At 61.5% G+C, this 19889-nt stretch carries 17 protein-coding genes; 4 read left to right on the top strand and 13 right to left on the bottom strand.

The window, feature by feature from the left end:
* Positions 1-5 precede the first annotated feature (5 nt).
* The 6 genes from rplT to AC3ANW_RS08440 form a co-directional block, all read right to left on the bottom strand.
* Entirely contained in the window at positions 6-365 is a 360-nt protein-coding gene (gene rplT / locus AC3ANW_RS08465) for a 50S ribosomal protein L20 (RefSeq protein ID WP_488344740.1), read from the bottom strand.
* A gap of 26 nt (positions 366-391) precedes the next feature.
* A complete protein-coding gene (gene rpmI, locus AC3ANW_RS08460; RefSeq protein WP_488344739.1) occupies positions 392-595 on the bottom strand; it encodes a 50S ribosomal protein L35 in 204 nt (67 codons plus the stop codon).
* Between the two features lie 177 nt (positions 596-772).
* On the bottom strand, positions 773-1300 hold the full coding sequence (gene infC / locus AC3ANW_RS08455) for a translation initiation factor IF-3 (RefSeq protein ID WP_488344738.1): 528 nt from the start codon (positions 1298-1300) through the stop codon (positions 773-775).
* 172 nt (positions 1301-1472) lie between these two features.
* Entirely contained in the window at positions 1473-3380 is a 1908-nt protein-coding gene (gene thrS / locus AC3ANW_RS08450; RefSeq protein ID WP_488344737.1) for a threonine--tRNA ligase, read from the bottom strand.
* A 255-nt stretch (positions 3381-3635) separates the two neighbouring features.
* Entirely contained in the window at positions 3636-4955 is a 1320-nt protein-coding gene (aceA, locus tag AC3ANW_RS08445; RefSeq protein ID WP_488344736.1) for an isocitrate lyase, read from the bottom strand.
* Between the two features lie 244 nt (positions 4956-5199).
* Positions 5200-5889, bottom strand: coding sequence for a gamma-glutamylcyclotransferase family protein (locus AC3ANW_RS08440; protein ID WP_488344735.1), 690 nt, complete (start codon positions 5887-5889; stop codon positions 5200-5202).
* Between AC3ANW_RS08440 and AC3ANW_RS08435 the strand changes: the two genes are divergently transcribed.
* Complete coding sequence (locus tag AC3ANW_RS08435; RefSeq protein ID WP_488344734.1) at positions 5774-6115, top strand: SWIB/MDM2 domain-containing protein; 342 nt, start codon at positions 5774-5776, stop codon at positions 6113-6115. The genes AC3ANW_RS08440 and AC3ANW_RS08435 overlap by 116 nt on opposite strands.
* An 80-nt stretch (positions 6116-6195) precedes the next feature.
* Here the strand turns inward: AC3ANW_RS08435 and AC3ANW_RS08430 are convergent, their stop codons facing one another.
* The 3 genes from AC3ANW_RS08430 to AC3ANW_RS08420 all read right to left on the bottom strand — a co-directional run bounded on the left by AC3ANW_RS08430 (position 6196) and on the right by AC3ANW_RS08420 (position 9311).
* On the bottom strand, positions 6196-7434 hold the full coding sequence (locus tag AC3ANW_RS08430) for a cystathionine gamma-synthase family protein (protein WP_488344733.1): 1239 nt from the start codon (positions 7432-7434) through the stop codon (positions 6196-6198).
* 23 nt (positions 7435-7457) lie between these two features.
* Complete coding sequence (gene sbcB, locus AC3ANW_RS08425) at positions 7458-8927, bottom strand: exodeoxyribonuclease I (protein WP_488344732.1); 1470 nt, start codon at positions 8925-8927, stop codon at positions 7458-7460.
* Positions 8928-9020: 93 nt separating this feature from the next.
* On the bottom strand, positions 9021-9311 hold the full coding sequence (locus tag AC3ANW_RS08420) for a hypothetical protein (RefSeq protein WP_488344731.1): 291 nt from the start codon (positions 9309-9311) through the stop codon (positions 9021-9023).
* 42 nt (positions 9312-9353) lie between these two features.
* Here AC3ANW_RS08420 and AC3ANW_RS08415 point away from each other — a divergent pair, with 42 nt between their 5' ends.
* Positions 9354-9518: a hypothetical protein gene (locus AC3ANW_RS08415; protein ID WP_488344730.1), complete on the top strand. Its 165-nt coding sequence runs from the start codon at positions 9354-9356 to the stop codon at positions 9516-9518.
* A 120-nt stretch (positions 9519-9638) separates the two neighbouring features.
* Here AC3ANW_RS08415 and clpA read toward each other — a convergent pair whose 3' ends face one another.
* From clpA to dnaE, 3 genes are all read right to left on the bottom strand, one after another.
* Positions 9639-11975, bottom strand: a complete 2337-nt coding sequence (clpA, locus tag AC3ANW_RS08410; protein ID WP_488344729.1) for an ATP-dependent Clp protease ATP-binding subunit ClpA — start codon at positions 11973-11975, stop codon at positions 9639-9641.
* A 77-nt stretch (positions 11976-12052) separates the two neighbouring features.
* The gene (gene clpS / locus AC3ANW_RS08405) at positions 12053-12427 is read right to left on the bottom strand and encodes an ATP-dependent Clp protease adapter ClpS (protein ID WP_488344728.1); all 375 of its coding nucleotides are present in this window, start codon (positions 12425-12427) and stop codon (positions 12053-12055) included.
* 74 nt (positions 12428-12501) lie between these two features.
* Positions 12502-16011, bottom strand: a complete 3510-nt coding sequence (gene dnaE / locus AC3ANW_RS08400; RefSeq protein ID WP_488344727.1) for a DNA polymerase III subunit alpha — start codon at positions 16009-16011, stop codon at positions 12502-12504.
* 68 nt (positions 16012-16079) lie between these two features.
* On the opposite strand from dnaE, the gene AC3ANW_RS08395 reads away from it, so the two are divergent.
* Together AC3ANW_RS08395 and AC3ANW_RS08390 are read left to right on the top strand one after the other, a co-directional pair.
* Complete coding sequence (locus AC3ANW_RS08395) at positions 16080-16868, top strand: sulfurtransferase (RefSeq protein WP_488344726.1); 789 nt, start codon at positions 16080-16082, stop codon at positions 16866-16868.
* Between the two features lie 61 nt (positions 16869-16929).
* Entirely contained in the window at positions 16930-18180 is a 1251-nt protein-coding gene (locus tag AC3ANW_RS08390; protein ID WP_488344725.1) for an Hsp70 family protein, read from the top strand.
* Here AC3ANW_RS08390 and AC3ANW_RS08385 read toward each other — a convergent pair whose 3' ends face one another.
* A complete protein-coding gene (locus AC3ANW_RS08385) occupies positions 18181-19851 on the bottom strand; it encodes an MDR family MFS transporter (RefSeq protein ID WP_488344724.1) in 1671 nt (556 codons plus the stop codon).
* Positions 19852-19889: the final 38 nt, after the last annotated feature.

Below are 19889 nucleotides of genomic sequence, written 5' to 3'. Positions count from 1 at the left end.
AACAATCAAGCCGCCAGCTTGGCCTTGACCTGTTCCACGATGCTGCCGAAAGCAGCCTTGTCGTGCACTGCGAGGTCGGCCAGCATCTTGCGGTCGATCTCGATGGCAGCCTTCTTCAGGCCGTTGGCGAACTGGCTGTAGGTCATGCCCAGTTCACGCGAAGCAGCGTTGATACGGGCGATCCACAGCTGACGGAAGACACGCTTCTTGGTACGACGGTCACGGTAGGCATATTGGCCTGCCTTCATCACCGCCTGTTTGGCGATACGGAAGACATTACCGCGGCGACCGCGAAAACCCTTGGCGAGCTTGAGAACCTTTTTGTGGCGGGCGCGAGCCGTTACACCACGTTTGACGCGAGGCATTGAATTACTCCTTGTTCGTCAGTTGATTACAGGCCAGCAAACGGGAGCATCTGGGCGATGTGGCCCATATTGGTCTCGTGCACTGCTACGGAGCCACGCAGATTGCGTTTGCTCTTGGTGGTCTTCTTGGTCAGGATGTGACGCTTGAAGGCCTGACCGCGCTTGACGGTACCGCCTGGACGAACGCGAAAGCGCTTCTTTGCGCTGCTCTTGGTCTTCATTTTGGGCATGAAATGCTCCTTCTATATGTGCTCGTGAGGCGCCGCGAAAACTTTTCACGGACTTGGCTGCCCCGAGCCACTTGTTTTGCAGTACCCGAAAGTACCGCACCGGTCGATTCGCTGGAGGCCAGCCAACCGCCCGATTGCCCGATGTCTCCATCAGGCAAATTCTGAAAATACAAAGCCTCAGGCCGAAGCCGAGGACGTTTCGGCTGCCGACTTGGCAGCAGCCGCCTTCTTGCGGCTGGGAGCGATCATCATGATCATCTGCCGGCCTTCGAGCTTGGGAAACTGCTCGATCAGGATGGTGTCGGCCAAGTCCGCACGAATGCGGTTCAGCAACGCCATGCCGATTTCCTGGTGCGTGATTTCGCGACCGCGGAAACGCAACGTGATCTTGCACTTGTCGCCTTCGTCGAGAAAACGACGAATGTTGCGCATCTTGATGTTGTAGTCGCCGTCATCGGTACCCGGACGGAATTTGATTTCCTTGATCTCGATAACCGTCTGCTTGGCCTTGGCTTCGGCAGCACGCTTCTGCTCCTGGTACTTGAACTTGCCGTAGTCCATCAAACGACAGACCGGCGGATTCGCCGTGGCAGCAATTTCAACCAGGTCGACGTCAAGCTCACCTGCCATGCGCAAGGCTTCGGACAGGCTGACGATACCCAGGGGCTCGTTCTCAGGACCGGACAGGCGCACTTCAGGCGCCATGATTTCACGGTTCAGACGATGCTTGCGTTCCTCGCGATGGCGACGGTCACGAAATTCAGTAGCGATGGCTCATATCCTTTTAAAGACGCTACGACAACCGTAGCAATAACCGGCAGCAGACACACGGCAAAAGCTGTCTTTACCGGCTGCACGAAGCAGCCGGGAGAAAAAATCAGCTCTTGAGAGCAACGTCCGAAACGACCTTTTCGGCGAAGGCCGCCACCGACATTACACCGAGGTCGACACCGCCCCGGGCGCGCACTGCAACGGCACCAGCTGCCATTTCCTTGTCACCAATGACCAGGATGTACGGCAGCTTCTGCAATGAATGCTCCCGTATTTTATACGTAATCTTTTCATTGCGCAGGTCAAGCTGAACCCTAAGCCCTTGATTGCGCAGTGTTTTGACAACATCCCGGGCATATTCCGCCTGGTTGTCGGTGATCGTGAGCACCGAAACCTGCACCGGTGCCAGCCATGAAGGCATCGCACCGGCGTGGTGTTCGACCAGCATGCCGATGAAACGTTCCAGGCTGCCGACGATTGCCCGATGCAGCATGACCGGATGGGCACGGCCGTTCGATTCGGTGACGTACTCGGCGCCCAGGCGCTCCGCCGTGTTGAAGTCCACCTGGATGGTGCCGCACTGCCAGTGGCGGCCAATGGCGTCACGCAGCGTGTATTCGATCTTCGGGCCGTAGAAAGCACCGTCGCCCGGCGAGATGATGAAGTCGACACCGGAACGCTTGAGCGCTTCCACGCAAGCATGTTCGGCCTTGTCCCAAAGCTCGTCCGACCCGACACGATGCTCCGGGCGCGTCGCGATCTTGTAGAGGATGTCGGTGAAACCGAAGTCCCGGTAGACGGCCTGCAGCTTGGCCGTGAAATCCACCACCTCGTCCAGTATCTGGTCTTCGGTCACGAAGGCGTGGCCGTCGTCTTGCGTGAATCCGCGCACACGCATGATGCCGTGCAGCGAACCAGAGGGCTCATTGCGATGGCACTGGCCGAATTCGCCGTAACGCAAAGGCAGATCACGGTAGCTGCGCAGGTCGCTCTTGAAGATCAGCACATGGCCCGGGCAGTTCATCGGCTTCAGCGCGTAATCGCGTTTCTCCGACTCGGTCGTGAACATGTTGTCGCGGTAGTTCTGCCAGTGACCCGTCTTTTCCCACAGGCTGCGGTCGAGGATCTGAGGTCCCTTGACTTCCTGGTAGCCGGTGTCGCGGTAGACCTGGCGCATGTACTGCTCGACCTCCTGCCACACAGCCCAACCCTTGGGATGCCAGAAGACCACGCCCGGCGCCACATCGTCGATGTGATACAGGTCGAGCTCCTTGCCCAGGCGACGGTGATCGCGCTTTTCGGCCTCCTCGATGCGACGGACGTAAGCCTCCAGATCCTTCTTGTCGGCCCATGCTGTGCCGTATATGCGCTGCAGTTGTTCGTTCCTGGCATCGCCGCGCCAGTACGAACCCGCCAGCTTCGTCAGCTTGAAGACCTTCAGGAAACGCGTATTGGGCACGTGCGGACCGCGGCACATGTCGACGTATTCCTGGTGGTAATAGAGGCCCATCGACTGCTCGTCGGGCATGTCCTCGACCAGGCGCAGTTTGTAGTCTTCACCGCGCTCGCTGAAGACTTCGATCACTTCGGCGCGCGGCGTCATCTTCTTGACGACGTCGTAGTCCTGCGCGATCAGGTCCTTCATGCGTGCCTCGATGGCCGCCATATCGTCCGGCGTGAATGGGCGTTCGTACGAAATGTCGTAATAGAAACCGTCGTCGATTACCGGGCCGATGACCATCTTGGCCGTCGGATACAACTGCTTGACCGCATGGCCGACAAGGTGGGCCGTCGAGTGGCGGATGATCTCCACGCCCTCGGCGTCCTTGGGCGTGATGATCTGCAGCCTGGCGTCATGGTCGATGACGTCGCTGGCGTCGACCAGGCGCCCATCGACCTTGCCGGCGACTGTCATCTTGGCCAGGCCTGGGCCGATGGACCGGGCGACGTCGGCAACCGACACAGGGCCGTCGAAGTTGCGCTGCGAATTGTCGGGAAGCGTGATCTGGATCATGGCGTTTGAGGCTTCTCGTGAAGAAGCAGGAAAGAATCACAAAAGGGCTGAAAAGCAAAAAGCGCGGAAGTCCGCGCTTTTTGGATGTCAGCCGACGAAGGCTTGGAAACGGGCAGGCGCGAACCTTCGGCCTAGCGGCCGGTGGAAATCTCCGAGGGAGTTCGCGGTGTCATAACCAGTTTGCCTTTCTCGCTCTTGCTGCTGATATGGAAATCGTAGCCCCCGAGTTTATCACCCGGGGAATTACGCCACCGCTCAGTGGAACTGCTCTTCCTCGGTGGATCCGTTCAGGGCCGTCACACTCGACTTGCCGCCCTGGATCGCGGTGGTGACGTCATCGAAGTAACCGGTGCCCACTTCCTGCTGGTGCGATACGAACGTGTAGCCTCGTTCGCGGGCTTCGAATTCCGGCTGCTGCACCTTTTCGACATAAGCCGACATGCCGCGCTGAACATAGTCCTGCGCCAGGTCGAACATGTTGAACCACATCGAATGAATGCCGGCCAGCGTGATGAACTGGAACTTGTAGCCCATGGCACCGAGTTCGCGCTGAAACCTGGCGATAGTGGCGTCGTCCAGATTCTTCTTCCAGTTGAACGACGGCGAGCAGTTGTACGCCAGCATCTTGCCCGGATGCACCTTGTGCACAGCGTCGGCGAATTTCCTGGCGAACACGAGGTCGGGCGTGCCGGTTTCACACCACACCAGGTCGGCGTAATGGGCATAGGCGACGGCGCGTGAAATGGCTTGTTCGATGCCGTTGGTGACCCGATAAAAACCTTCGTCCGTGCGCCAACCTTTCAGGAATTCGCGGTCGTTTTCATCATGGTCGCTGGTCAGCAGGTTGGCAGCTTCGGCGTCGGTACGGGCAATGACCAGCGCGGGCACACCGCAGACGTCGGCCGCCAGACGGGCCGACACCAGCTTCTGTACGGCTTCGCTGGTCGGCACCAGCACCTTGCCGCCCATATGGCCGCACTTTTTTGCAGAAGCCAGCTGGTCCTCGAAATGCACGCCGGCAGCACCGGCGCGGATCATGGCCTTCATCAGTTCGAACGAGTTGAGAACGCCGCCAAAACCCGCTTCGGCATCGGCCACGATGGGCGCGAAATAATCGACGTGTCCGTCGTCGCCCGGGTTGCTTCCCCTCGCCCACTGGATTTCGTCGGCACGGCGGAAGCTGTTGTTGATGCGCTCCACCACCAGCGGAACCGAGTCGACCGGGTACAGGGATTGGTCGGGATACATGGCTGCATAACCGTTGTTGTCCGCCGCGACCTGCCAGCCGGAAAGGTATATGGCCTTGATTCCGGCCTTGACCTGCTGCATCGCCTGTCCGCCGGTCAGGGCACCCAGGCAGTTGACGTAACTCTCGTCGTGCAGCAGATCCCACAGCTTTTCGGCACCGCGGTGGGCCAGCGTGTAGTCGATGGGAAACGACCCGCGCAGGCGCACGACATCAGCGGCGCTGTAACCGCGCTTGATACCTTTCCAGCGCGGGTTGGAAGCCCAGTCCTTCTCGAGGGCTGCGACCTGTTGTTCACGGCTCAATTGTTCAGTGATGGTGTGCGGCATGGTTGGACTCCTTCGGTTTCTGGATTGCTACGCCGACATGGCGCGCTGGAATCCACTTTAGGCACTCACCGCCGAACAATCATCTCTTCGGTCTTATAGAAGACAAGAATTTAATTCATTAAAATCAACAACTTGCCTGAACATTTCCACGATGAGAAACTCCAATTCTCATATTGAGAAATATTGCTGCAATGCAGCAGAAAGAATTTTTATCATGTGAAAACAATATCGCGCAGGCAAAAAATCAGGCACTCGGACGCCGCAGCCAGTCTCCTTCGGCCATCGGCGCAAGATGGCTGACCAATGCCGGTGCGATCTCATAAAGAAAGCATTCGAGTGACTGGCCAGCGACTTCGAGCACGAGGCATTGCTTGATGTATTCACCGCTCGGCTCTGGCAACAGGCCTTCGATCTCGTCGAGCCTGGTTTCCAGTTCCGCCGAGACCGAATAGACCTCGCCGACCACCCTGCCCGGCCCGCCCAGCACCAGGCCCGGATACCAACCCAGCGGATACAGCCGCCCTTCGACCGATGCCTCGCCGATGAACCGCGGCGCAGGCTCCTGCTGATTGATGTCGTTTACCTCACCGCGCCGAAGCGTTCCGTACACGAAGACATACCGCATGTTTCTTCCTTTTGCTTGATTCGAGGCGGATGGCACCACAAGGCCGCCGCCCGGACGCAACATTGCCATGTCCTCGTCTGAAAAAATCAGTGTCTTGCTTGGAAACCCGTTTTTTCTCCAGTAGCATGCGCGCAGCCAGTGGAGAGATGGTTTTCCCACTGGTAAGACTCCAACTTTCCTTAGGAAGAAGATCATGGCAACTGCAAAAAAAGCGCCGGCTAAAGCACCGGCGACAAAGGCCGACGCTCCTGCAGCCAAAGCACCGGCCAAGAAGGTCGCCGCCAAGCGCACCCCGAACGCCGCTTTCATGAAGGCCCTGACCCCCAGCGCCCAGCTGGCTGCAGTCGTCGGCAGCACCCCGCTGCCACGCACCGAAGTCGTCAGCAAGCTGTGGACGTACATCAAGGAACACAAGCTGCAGGACGAAGCCAACAAGCGCAACATCAACTCCGATGCCAAGCTGAAAGCCATCTTCGGCAAGGACCAGGTTTCGATGTTCGAACTGGCTGCCCTGATCGGCAAGCACCTGAGCTGATCGCTGCGCGATCCGCATGAAAAAGGCCTCCGCATGGAGGCCTTTTTCTATTGGGCGGCCCTGATGCCGCCCCGGTTTTTTCAGCCCTCCAGCGCCTGCCTGAAATCTTCGATCAGGTCGGCTGTTTCTTCCAGCCCCACCGACAGCCGCACCATGCCGTCCGAAATACCCATTTCCGCACGGACCGCCGCGCCCGCTTCCCAGAAGATGGTGTGGGCGACAGGGATCACCAAGGTACGTGTATCGCCCAGGCCCGTGGCCTTGACCGCCAGTTGCAGGCGATCGATGAAAGCCAGGCAGTCGTCCGGATCGCGCAGCTCGAACGACAACAACCAACCGGCCGAACGAAAGAGTCTCTTCGCAATGGCATGTTGAGGATGCGACGGCAGCCCGGGGTAATAGACCCTGCCTATGGCCGGATGCGCCTCCAGGAATTGCGCGAGTTCCAGAGTGGCGGCGCTGGACTGATTCATGCGCAACGCCAACGTCTCCGCACCGACTGAAATGGCATGTGCATGCTGCGAGGACAAGGAAGCGCCCATGTCGCGCAAACCCTTCTTGCGAACCTGCATCAGGCCCCACTGACGGCTGTCGCCCTTGCGATAGGTCTCGCTGATATTGGGATAGTGGGTCCAGTCGAAGCAACCCGTGTCAACCACCGCGCCACCCAGCGCATTGCCATGGCCGCATATCGACTTGGTGAGGGAATGAACCACGAGCCCGGCGCCCACTTGGCCCGGCCGGAACAGCCAGGGCGACAGGATGGTGTTGTCCACCACGAACAGCAGGCCTTTTTCACGGCACAAGGCGCCAATGCCTTCGAGGTCGACGATCTGTGTTCCCGGATTGGCCAGCGTTTCGACGAACACCATGCGGGTTGCCGGCGTGATGGCCGCAGCCACCAGTGCAACGTCAGTGGCATCCACGCGGGACACCGCCACGCCCAGGTCATTGAGCGTGCCGAAGATGCTGTTGGTGTTGCCGAATACCGCCCTGCTCGCCACCAGGTGATCTCCAGCCTTCAGCAGCGTCAGGAACACCGCGCTGATGGCAGCCATTCCAGTGGCGAAACTCACGGTGCCAACGCCCTGCTCCATGCTGGTCAGCTTGGCCTCGAGTGCAGCGGTTGTGGGCGTGCCCTGGCGCGAATACACATAAGCGCCTTTTTTGGTGCCCTGGAAAACGCCGATCAGGTCGGAAACCTTTTCGAAACCGTATTGGGTGGATGTATGGACGGGTTTGTGCACTGCGCCGTCCTCGGTCCCGAAGGCCCGGTCGGCGTGCACGATATCGGTGGTGAATCCGCGGTTGCTACTCATGTTCGGTCTCAAGATTGAATGGTTCAGTCGCGCTCGGGCACGATGGCTTCGGCGTAATCGTAGAGCGCCGACAAGATGGCTTCGGTACGCTCGTCCGGCCCATCTTCCGATTCGCCGGCCTGTTCGCCCAACACGTCGAGCGACGCCAGGAACTCGTCGACGGTTCGGGCCTGACCCGCACCGTCGAACAAACGTGCGGCACGATGCAAAGACCAGCGCTCGCCTTCGGCTTCGCTGAGCGTTTCAGGAAAATTGCGGGCACGGAAGCGGAAAAATATGTCTTCCAGCCTTGGATCATCGAACCCGGTACGGGCATCTGCCAGTTTCTGAGGCGCAAGTGACCTCAGATGGGTCAGCTTGCGGCGATCGTCGTTACCTACAAGTCCGCCGTAAAGGTCCTCCTCTACATCGGGTGCATCGCCGCCAGCAGGACGCTTGAAGACTTCTGTCCAGATCGCAGTCATGTCGGGCATGGCCTGGGCAGACAGGGCATGGCGGGCGGCCGCTTCCAGATCCAGCTGCCAGCGAGCCGCCATTTCGGGCCGCAGCGTACGAAGGTTGGCAACCACCATGGGCGACTTGTTCAGATGCACGCTCTTGACGGGCAACCGTGTCATACCTTCCGGCAGTTCCGCAGTTCGAGTGAACAGGCGCTGGCGTATTTCATCGACGCTCAGCCCCGCGAGTTGCTGCGGATCTTGCGACAGATCCCACGCAATCAGCTCGTTGCGATTCATCGGGTGCGTTGCCAGCGGCCACATCACGGCCAGGCAGCCTCGCTCGGCCGGGAACATGCCGGATACATGTAAAAAAGCCCGCGCGGTCTGCTGCGTGGTCGGCAGATTCAGCTCCTGTGCGACGCGGTCCTTGCTCCGCAGGCCAAGCGCGAATTCGAAAAGCCTGGGGTTCTTGTCACGCAGCAACCGCGCCATGGAGATGGTTGCCCGCACATCCGACAGGGCATCGTGCGCAGCCTCGTGCACCAGTCCGTTGGCACGTGTCAGGTCCTCCAGACGAAAGCTTGGTTTACCGTCAGGCTTCAGGGGCCATCGAATGCCTTCGGGCCGCAGAGCGTAGGCAAGGCGCACGACGTCGAGCAAATCCCACCGACTGCAACCGTTCTGCCATTCACGCGCATACGGATCGATCAGGTTGCGCCAGAACAAATGCCGCGTCACCTCGTCGTCGAAACGGATGGTGTTGTAGCCGACACCGACCGTGCCGGGCTGGGCGAAGGCGGCTTCGATGCGACCGGCAAACTCGGTTTCGCTGATTCCCCGCTCGAGGCAGGTCTGGGGCACGATACCGGTGATCAGGCAACTTTGCGGGTCCGGCAGATAGTCGTCCGTAGGCTTGCAATAGAACATCATCGGCTCGCCGATTTCGTTCAGTTCGGCATCGGTGCGGATGGCGGCGAACTGCGAGGGCCGATCGCGGCGGGGATTGACACCGAAGGTCTCGTAGTCGTGCCAGAGAAAAGTGAGTTCGGACATTGGTTGTTTTGCGCTACCGCGAAGCGACGCAATGTACAGGAGGCGCGGTTCGAATCTTCGCCCGGGGTGGCCTTCCCCGGGCGCGTAGTCTCGTTAAATCTTCTTCAATTCCAAGCTTGAGATATAGCGTCCCAAACCATCAGCATCACAATGACCCGCCAGAAAATGCAGATTCGGTTTGTTGGGCAGGTACCCGACCTTGGTGGTGATTCCGAGGGTGGGCACACGACCCGTGAAGATACCTTTCGACAAGGTGAGGCTGCGAAGCGTGGCCTCGGCCACGCTCGCGGCGCCGGTCAGCGGGTTCTGCGGGGTTGCTGCAGCAATATTCTTGGTCGCGATAACGGGTGAAACATCAAAGCCTGCAGTGACGTGGAAAACCAAAGACGGGTCCTAGCAGACGCCATCTGAACCGAAGGCCCTGTATTGAACGACGGCATTGCCGCTGCCGTAGTTCAAGTCGGAAAAGGTGCCCGTCACGATTCTGTATTCCGATCCACCGCCCTGGCGCGGAAGAGCAGGGCCGGGTTTGATTTCTCGAAAATCATGGATTTCAGCATCTTGTGGAAGGAGGTCGAATATGAAGTGTGAGCACACACAAATAGACTGACATTTTTGCAATGTGAAGTTCATCGCGCGCCCCAAAGTAAAAAGGCCAAGGATTTGTATCCTTGGCCTTTTCGAGCGCGCCCCTTGGCGCCGAACGGTCGCTTAGTCCGCAGTCGCTTCTTCCGGCTCGGCCGGCTCCGACTTTTGCCCCCGCTCGCGTTTGGGCAACGGGGTAATGTCGAGCTTCACTTCCGGCTTTTCGGCCTCCGGGTCTTCCAGGTCCACTGTCAGGCGACCGCCTTCGGTAAGCCGACCGAACAGCAGTTCGTCTGCCAGAGCACGGCGAATCGTGTCCTGGATCAGGCGCTGCATCGGCCGTGCACCCATCAGCGGATCAAAACCCTTCTTGGCCAGATGCTTGCGCAGAACATCGGTGAAGGTGACTTCAACCTTCTTCTCGGCGAGTTGCTGCTCCAGCTGCAGCAGGAACTTGTCGACCACCCGAAGGATGACGTTTTCGTCCAGCGGCTTGAAGTTGACGATGGCATCCAGGCGGTTGCGGAACTCGGGCGTGAACAGGCGCTTGATATCGGCCATTTCATCTCCCGCCACACGCGGGTTGGTGAAACCGATGGTCGCCTTGTTCATGGTCTCGGCACCCGCATTGGTCGTCATCACCAGGATGACGTTGCGGAAGTCGGCCTTGCGTCCGTTGTTGTCCGTCAGCGTGCCGTGGTCCATCACCTGAAGCAGCACGTTGAAGATGTCCGGATGCGCCTTCTCGATTTCATCGAGCAGCAGCACGCAATGCGGCTTCTTGGTGACGGCCTCGGTCAGCAGGCCGCCCTGGTCGAAACCGACATAACCCGGAGGCGCACCGATCAGCCGGCTGACGGCATGGCGCTCCATGTACTCGGACATGTCGAAGCGGATCAGCTCGATGCCCATGATGTAGGCGAGTTGCTTCGCCGCTTCGGTCTTGCCGACGCCGGTGGGACCGCTGAACAGGAATGCGCCAATTGGCTTGTCGCCCTTGCCCAGGCCCGAACGTGCCATCTTGACCGAGGAGGCCAGCACTTCGAGTGCCTTGTCCTGGCCGAACACGACGCTTTTCAGGTCGCGTTCGATGGTGGCGAGCTTGCCGCGATCGTCATTGCTGACATTGGCGGGCGGAATGCGGGCGATCTTCGCCACGATTTCCTCGACTTCGGCCTTAGTGATGGTCTTCTTGCGTTTGCTCGGCGGCAGGATGCGCTGCGCAGCACCGGCTTCGTCGATGACGTCGATGGCCTTGTCGGGCAGGTGACGGTCATTGATGTACTTGGCCGACAGCTCGGCGGCAGCCTGCAGCGCGGCGGCTGCGTACTTGACGCTGTGGTGTTCTTCGAAGCGCGACTTGAGTCCCTTGAGGATCTCGACAGTCTGCTCGACGGTGGGCTCGACCACATCGACCTTCTGGAAACGACGCGACAGGGCCGCATCCTTTTCGAAGATGCCGCGATATTCCTGGAAGGTGGTCGCGCCGATGCACTTCAGCTGGCCAGACGAAAGCGCCGGCTTCAGCAGGTTTGACGCATCCAGCGTGCCGCCCGATGCCGCTCCGGCGCCGATCAGGGTGTGGATTTCGTCGATGAACAGCACGGCGTTCGGCCGGTCCTTCAGTGCCTTGAGCACGCCTTTCAGACGCTGCTCGAAGTCGCCGCGGTACTTGGTACCGGCCAGCAGTGCACCCATGTCGAGCGAAAACACCTGCGAATCAGCCAGGATTTCGGGAACGTCCTTCTGGGTGATGCGCCAGGCCAGGCCCTCTGCGATCGCGGTTTTGCCCACACCGGCCTCACCCACCAGCAGCGGATTGTTCTTGCGGCGGCGGCACAGGATCTGGATGACCCGCTCGACCTCGTATTCGCGGCCGATCAGCGGGTCGATCTTGCCGTCCTTGGCCTGCTGGTTGAGGTTCACGGTGAACTGTTCCAGCGGAGATGCCTTTTCGTTCTTCTCGGCCTGAGCCTCTTCGCTTTCGGCTTGCGGTTCGCCGGACTTGGTGGGCTCCGGCGGCTCGCCCTTCTTGATGCCGTGGGCGATGAAGTTCACCACGTCCAGACGGGTGACGCCCTGCTGGTGCAGGTAATACACGGCATGCGAGTCCTTCTCGCCGAAAATCGCCACCAGCACGTTGGCGCCCGTGACCTCCTTCTTGCCGTTGCCGGTGGACTGCACATGCATGATGGCGCGCTGGATGACGCGCTGGAAGCCCAGCGTCGGCTGAGTGTCCACCTCGTCGGTGCCGGCCACCTGCGGAGTGTTGTCCTTGATGAAATTGGCCAGCGACTTGCGCAGGTCGTCGATGTTGGCCGAGCAGGCACGCAGAACTTCTGCGGCACTCGGGTTGTCCAGCAGCGCAAGCAGCAGATGCTCCACGGTGATGAACTCATGGCGTTGCTGCCGGGCCTCCACGAAGGCCATGTGCAAGCTGACTTCCAGTTCCTGGGCAATCATGAAATTTCCTTTGCCGAGCGGGTTAAATATGGCCAGTAAGTACTGATCTGGTACTGGACTTGGGGTTCGATCCGGGTTTATTCAACCGGTTCACTCACACACTGCAGAGGATGGCCAGACTTGCTGGCCGCGTCCATGACCTGATCGACCTTGGTGGCGGCCACGTCGCGCGAATAAACGCCGCAGACACCTTTTCCGTCGAGATGGATCTTGAGCATGATTTGCGTCGCCTGCTCGCGATCCTTGCTGAAAAACTCCTGGATGACCATCACGACAAACTCCATGGGGGTGTAGTCGTCGTTCAGCATGACCACCTGGTACATCTGGGGCGGCTGCACTTTTTGTGTGCGGCGCTCCATTACCACCGAGTCGCCGTCGTCCCGCGACGGCGCAGGCGAAGCGCCCGGGGCCACGGGTGATTTCTGAGGGGGCTTGGTCGCCATGAATTTCATTCTATCGAGGGGAGTTGCGCACTGCAGCAAGCAGGGATTTTGGTGTCGATTCGGCAACTTCAAGGGGCTTAGTTTCACTCATACACGATCATCGCCTTTCCATGGTCTGCCTGAGCCACCCAGCTGGACAGGGCTGCATCGGTCGGAAAAAAGAGCGAGCGTTCGTCCAGCCTCAAGTCCACGCCCACTTCCATTCCGCCGGTTTCCCGTTTCAGCGACAGGCGGACCTCGAGTCCACGCAGCAATTCGCCCTCTTCCGCCTGTTCCCTGACAGGTGGAAAGTCTCGCACGATGCGCTGGATGTCCGGCGCCTTGCCGTTGACCGCCACCCGCAGGAACTTGCCGAAACGGCAACGCGCGGTGGCCAGGTCCCACACCTGCTCCACTTTCAGGCGAACGCCACCGGTAAAACGGTCGGGCTGCAGCTTGCCGTTGATGATGACCAGTTCGTCGTCCTTCAGCAGTGCGCGATAGGTGTTCAGCACGCCTTCGTCGGCCGTCGCCTCGATCACGCCGGACTTGTCGTCGAGTTTCATCAGTGCGAGCTTGCCGCGCTGGCCATTGATGATCCGCAACTCCGTGATGATTCCGGCCAGCACCACCGCATCGCGGCTGTCGCCCGGCTCGGCGATCTCGCGCCGGACGAATTGCCGCACCTCGCGCGACACCTCGTCGAACAGGTGGCCCGACAGGTAGAAACCGACCGCCGGCTTCTCGAAAGTGAGCCGTTCCTTGATGCCCCACGGCCGGGCCTCGACCAAGTCGGGCTCCTGTGTGCTGGAGCCATGCCCATCGTCGGCCATGTCGAACAGGCCACCCTGATTGACGTTCGCGGCCTGAGCGGCGGCGTATTCGAAGGCCCGGTCGATCGACGCCACCAGCGCGGCCCGGTTCTGGTGGATGGAGTCGAAAGCGCCGGCCTTGATCAGCGCGTCGACCGTGCGTTTGTTCAGCCGCTGCCGGTCAACCCGGTTGCAGAAGTCGAACAGGCTGGTGAAAGGCCCGCCCGCCTCGCGCGCCGCCACGATGGCCTCGATGGCCGCCTGGCCGGTGCCTTTCACGGCGCCCAGTCCGTAGCGGATGACGGTGTTGGTGACCGGCTCGAAACGGTAACGGCCGCGGTTGACGTCCGGCGGCTCGAAGGTCATGCCCAGCTTCTGCGCGTCTTCGAACAACACCCGCAACTTGTCGGTGTCGTCCATTTCCACCGTCATGTTGGCGCAGTAGAACTCGGCGCGGAAATGCACCTTCAGCCACCCGGTGTGATACGCCAGCAGCGAGTACGCGGCCGCATGCGACTTGTTGAAGCCGTAGCCTGCGAACTTCTCCATCAGGTCGAAGATCTCGTCGGCCTTTTCCTGCGGGATCTCATTGACCGCGGCTCCCTTGCGGAAGATCTCGCGGTGCATGGCCATCTCTTCGAGCTTCTTCTTGCCCATGGCCCGGCGCAGCAAGTCGGCGCCGCCCAGCGAATAGCCGCCCAGGATCTGGGCGGTCTGCATCACCTGCTCCTGGTAGACCATGATCCCGTAGGTTTCCGACAGCATTTCAGCTACCAGGGGATGCGGATATTCCACCGTTTCGCGGCCGTGCTTGCGGGCCACGAAGCTGGGGATCAGGTCCATCGGCCCCGGACGGTACAGCGCGTTCAGGGCGATCAGGTCTTCGAGCCGGCTGGGCTTGGCGTCCCGCAACATGCCCTGCATGCCGCGCGATTCGAACTGGAACACCGCCTCGGTCTTGCCATCGGAAAACAGCCGGTAGGTAGCCGCGTCGTCGATGGGAATGTTCTCGTAGGCAAACTTCTCCTGGCCCTTGTGGCGCTTCATGATGAATTCGCGCGCGATTTCCAGGATGGTCAGCGTGGCCAGACCCAGGAAGTCGAACTTCACCAGGCCGATGGCCTCCACGTCGTCCTTGTCGTACTGGCTTACCGCAGACTCGCTGCCCGGCTGCTGGTAGAGCGGGCAGAAATCGGTCAGCTTGCCCGGCGCGATCAGTACTCCACCCGCGTGCATGCCGATGTTCCGGGTCATGCCTTCGAGCTTCTGCGCCATCTCGATGACGGTCTTGACGTCCTCTTCCTTGCGCACCCGCTCGTAGAGCATCGGTTCAAGCTCGAGCGCGTAGTTGTTCTTGTCGCCGTCCTTCTTCACTTCCGGCGGATAGGCCAGCGTGTACGACATGCCGGGTTTTGCCGGCACCAGCTTGGAAATGCTGTCGACGAAGGTGTAGCTCATGTCCATCACACGACCGACGTCGCGGATGGCGGCCTTGGCGGCCATGGTGCCGAAGGTGGCGATCTGGCTGACCGCGTTCTTGCCGTATTTGTCCTTGACGTAGTCGATCACCCGGTCGCGGTTGCCCTGGCAGAAATCGATATCGAAGTCGGGCATCGAAACCCGCTCGGGGTTCAGGAACCGCTCGAAGAGCAGGTTGTATTCCAGCGGATCCAGGTCCGTGATCTTCAGCGCATAAGCCACCAGCGAGCCGGCACCGGACCCCCGGCCCGGGCCCACCGGACAGCCGTTGTTCTTGGCCCAGTTGATGAAGTCGCCCACGATCAGGAAGTAACCGGGGAAACCCATCTTCAGGATGGTGTTGATCTCGAACTCGAGGCGCTCGACATATCGCGGGCGTTGTTTGTCGCGTTTGGCCGCATCGGGGTAGAGATGCTCCAGCCGGTGCTCCAGACCCTCGAACGATGTCAACCGGAAATAGTCCGGCATCGGCATCCTGTCGGGCGTCGGAAAGTCCGGCAGCTGCGGTTTGCCGAGGTCCAGCACCAGGCTGCATCGGCGGGCGATCTCGACCGTGTTGGCGATGGCGCTCGGAACATCGGCGAACAGCGCCTCCATCTGCGCCGCCGTCTTGAAGTACTGCTCGCGGGTGAACTTCCGCACCCGGCGCTGGTTGCCCAATATCTCGCCGTCCGAAATACATACCCGGGCTTCGTGTGCCTCGTAGTCGTCGACTTCGGTGAATTGCACCGGCTGGGTGGCCACCACCGGCAGCTTGAGCCGGGCAGCCAGCTGCACCGTGGCGATGGTGCAGACCTCGTCGTCCACACGCCCGGCGCGCTGGATTTCCAGGTAGAAACGGTGTGGATAGATCCCGGCCAGCTGCAGTGCGAAATCGGCGGCGGCTGATTCATCGCCACGCACCAGCGCCTGGCCCACCGGCCCTGCCTGGGCGCCGGCGAGCATGATCAAACCGGCATTCAACTCTTCCAGCCATTCCAGCTTGCAGACGGCCTGCACCTTGGAAACGTTGCGGGTCCAGGCGCGGGCCAGCAGTTCCGACAGGCTGAGGTAACCCTGCCAGTTCTGCACCAGCAGGACGACACGGCACAGCTGGGCCGGGTCGCTGCCCATGCCCTCCAGAAAGATTTCGGCACCGATGACCGGCTTCATGCCCTTGCCACGGGCTTCCTTGTAGAACTTGACGGCGCCGAACAGATTGCTGAGGTCGGTGATGGCCAGCGCCGGCTGGCCATCGCGGGCGGCGGCCTTGACCACCTCGTCGATTCGGTTGGTGCCGTCGACGACGGAGTACTCGGTGTGCAGGCGGAGGTGAACGAACATGCGTCCATTTTAAGAACCTCCGGTCCGACCCCACGGATTGGTCGGCAGCAGTTTCTAGAATCGGGGGGGTGGACAACATCCTGAACATCTCTTCCTACCGTTTCGTCGCCCTGCCGGACGCCGACGATCTCCGCCAGCCCCTGCTCGAGGCCGCCCAGGCACGCGGGTTGCGCGGAACCATCCTCATCGCCACCGAAGGCATCAATCTTTTTCTGGCCGGCGCGGCCGACAATGTGCGCGGTTTTCTAGACGGGTTGCGGCAAGACCCGCGTTTTGCCGGCCTGGAGGTCAAGGAAAGCTGGTCCGACGCCCAACCCTTCAAGAAGATGCTGGTGAAGGTCAAGCCGGAAATCATCCGCATGGACCACCCGGCCATCCAGCCGCAATCGGGCCGGGCGCCGGCCGTGGATGCAAAAACACTGAAACGCTGGCTCGAAGCCGGTCACGACGACGCCGGCCGCCCGGTGGTCACCCTCGACACCCGCAACGCCTTCGAAGTCGATCACGGCACCTTCAAGAATGCCATCGACTGGCGCATCGAACGTTTCACCCAGTTCCCCGATGCGCTGAGCAAGAACCGTGAAGCGCTCGAAGGCAAGACGGTCGTCAGCTTCTGCACGGGCGGCATCCGCTGCGAAAAAGCCGCCCTCCTGATGGCCGAGGAAGGCGTGGAAAACGTCTATCAGCTCGAAGGCGGCATCCTCAAATACTTCGAGGAAACCGGCGGCGCCTTCTACGACGGCCGCTGTTTCGTCTTCGACGACCGTGTGGCCCTCGACGCCGGGCTGGCACCGCTGGCCGAATCGGCCGACCACCGCGGTTTCATCGAACCCGGCGAACGGCGCAAACGCGATTGATGGGAGCCCGGAAGGGGCTGATAGACTCGCCGGCCGCTTTTTCGTATCCGGTCCTCTCCCCTTGTCTTCTTCCAAAGCACCCGCCGTCGGTATCGACTTCGGCACCTCCAATTCCGCCGTCGCTGCCGCACAGCCCGATGGTTCGGGCCGTCTCCTGCCCATCGAAGGCGAGCACACCACCCTGCCCACCGCCCTCTTCTTCCAGGACGAAGACCGGCTGACCCTCTTCGGCCGCGCCGCCATGCAGCGTTACCTGACCGGCGAAGAAGGCCGGCTGATGCGTTCGCTGAAAAGCCTGCTGGGCAGTTCACTGATCGAAGAACGCACCGCCGTCCATGGCGAATCGGTGCCTTTCCGAGACATCGTCACCCGATTTCTGATCGAACTGACCAACCGTGCAGAAAGCGCCCTCGGCTCCCGGCCGCGTCGTGCGGTGATGGGCAGGCCGGTGCGTTTCGTCGATGACGACGACACCCGCGACGCCGCCGCCCAATCTGCACTCGAAACCTGCGCACGCGCGGCCGGCTACGACGAAGTGCGTTTCGAGCTCGAACCCATCGCCGCCGCTTTCGACTACGAACGCCGCATCGACAAGGAAACCCGCGTGATGGTGGTCGACATCGGCGGCGGCACATCCGATTTCACGGTGGTGCGCCTCGGCCCGGACCGTTTCGGCAAGGTCGACCGCCGCAGCGACATCCTGGCCACTTCGGGCATCCACATCGGCGGCACCGACTACGACCGGGCGCTGAACCTGGCGCGGGTCATGCCGCTGCTGGGTTTGCGCCACCATGGCCCGACCGGCCGCGAAGTGCCCAGTACCGCGTTCTTCGAACTGTCGACCTGGCACCTGATCCACCGCCAGTCGACGCCGGCTGCCGTCCGTGCGGCCCGCGACCTGCGTTTCTCCTATACCGACCGCCAGCTGCACGAACGGCTGATGTCGGTCGTCGAAGGCCGCCACGGCCATCGGCTGGCACACTCGGTCGAAGCCGCGAAGATCGCAGCGTCGAGCACCGGCCATGCCGCCGCCATCGACCTTTCGGCAGCCGAAGCCGGCCTGTTCGCCACCATCGAGCCGCCGGAACTGGCGCTCGACCTGCATTCGCTGCTGGAAAAGGTGGCAGGCAACGCCAAGGAATGCGCCCACCTGGCAGGCGTCATGCCGGATGCCCTGTACCTCACCGGCGGCTCGTCTGCGCTGCGGCCTTTCCAGGATGTGCTGCGCCATGCCTTCCCGGGCGTCGCGCTGGTCGAGGGTGACCTGTTCGGTGGCGTCGCTGCGGGGCTGGCGGTGGCGACGGGCCATTGATCAATCGGGTTTTCGGGCCCGTTCCGCTGCCGAACGCAGCGGCAACTCCGGCACGAAAAGCGTCGCCAGAAACGCCAGCAGGCAAACCAGCGTCCCGACGGCGATCACGCCCTTCACCGCCTCGGTGACGGTGTGGCGTACGGCGATGTCCACCCCCGGCGCGGCCTGCTGGCCGCTGACCTGAGACATCACCGCCATGCGCTCCAGGTCCGCCAGCGACAGGTGCTGGACGATGGCAGCCGGTGCCCCGGCGGCCTGCGGCTGGGGTGCGCTGCCCGTAGCCAGGTTGTGTGTGAGCACCGCACCAAACACGGCTACCCCGATGGTCGAGCCCACCTGCCGGAAGAACTGCCCCGCGCTGGTCGCCACGCCGATCTGGCCGGGCGACACCGCGTTCTGCATCGCCAGATTGAACACACTCTGCGCCGGCCCCAGCCCCAGCCCGAGCAGAGCCACCCGCCACACCAATCCCCACAGGCCGGCGTCCACCGGCAGGCGCGAAAGCAGAAATGCACCCAGCGCCGTGACTGCCGCCCCGCCCACCATCACCGCCTTGTATCGCCCGATCCGGTTGACCAGCAGGCCGCTGAGCGACGCCGAGGCGATCAGGCCCAGCGTCAGGGGCAGCATCACCAGGCCGCTGGTCGTCGCCGGCATGCCCTGTCCCAGCTGGATCAGCAGCGGCAGGAACGCCACCAGGCCCATGAAGGCCATGAAGATCAGCAAGGACGACAGTGCCGACGTGGCGAAGGTGCGGTTGCGGAACAGCGACAGCGTGACGATGGGGTTGTCCACCCGCGACTCGACCATCAGCAGCAGCACGAAACCCACCGCCGCCAGGGCGAACAGGCCCAGCACGGGCTTCGATGACCAGCCGGCTGTGCCGCCCCAGCTGAGCGCCAGCAGCAAGGGAATGAAAGTGACCAGCAGCAGCGCCGCGCCGATGAAGTCGATGCGCCCTCCGATGCGGTGGGTCAGCTCTGGTGTCTTCACCAGGATCATGAACAGCGCCAGTGCCGCCAGCGGCAGGTTGATGTAGAAGATCCAGCGCCAGCCGGCCACGGTGTAGCCCAGCAGATGGCCGTCACCCATGTCGGTGAAGAAGCCGCCGATCAGCGGCCCGATGACACTCGCCAGGCCGAACACCGATCCGAACAATCCACCCAGCTTGGCGCGTTCGCGGGGCGGATAGAGGTCGGCGATGACCGCAAAGGCACAGGTGATCAGCGCCGCGCCGCCCAGGCCCTGCACCGCCCGGAACACGATCAGCTGCACCATGCCGCCGCCCAGCAAGGGCAGCGGGCCGAACTCCCCGGCCAGCCCGCACAGGCCAGACCCGAGGATGAAGATCAGGATGCCGGCTACCAGCACCGGCTTGCGGCCGTAGATGTCCGAAAGCTTGCCGTAGATGGGCACCATCACCGTCGAAGCCAGCAGGTAGGCGGTCGTCACCCAGGCGTAGAGGTCCAGGCCTGAAAGCTGGCTGACGATGCGCGGCATGGCGGTCGACACGATGGTCTGGTCCAGTGCGGACAGCAGGAAGACGATCATCAGCGCGGCCACGGTGATGCGTCGCTCCGATGGGGTGAAGACCTGTGGGGTCAGGGCGTCTGTCATGTCGAAATGCGCCGTGGCGCACAAGAAGGCGAAAACGGCATTGTCGAACGGCACGGTAAACAACTCGTATCGGTTCGAACTGCCATCCGCGA

The organism is Xylophilus sp. PBN-3R, from assembly GCF_057747805.1.
This window is presented reverse-complemented; position numbering and strand designations above follow the sequence as displayed.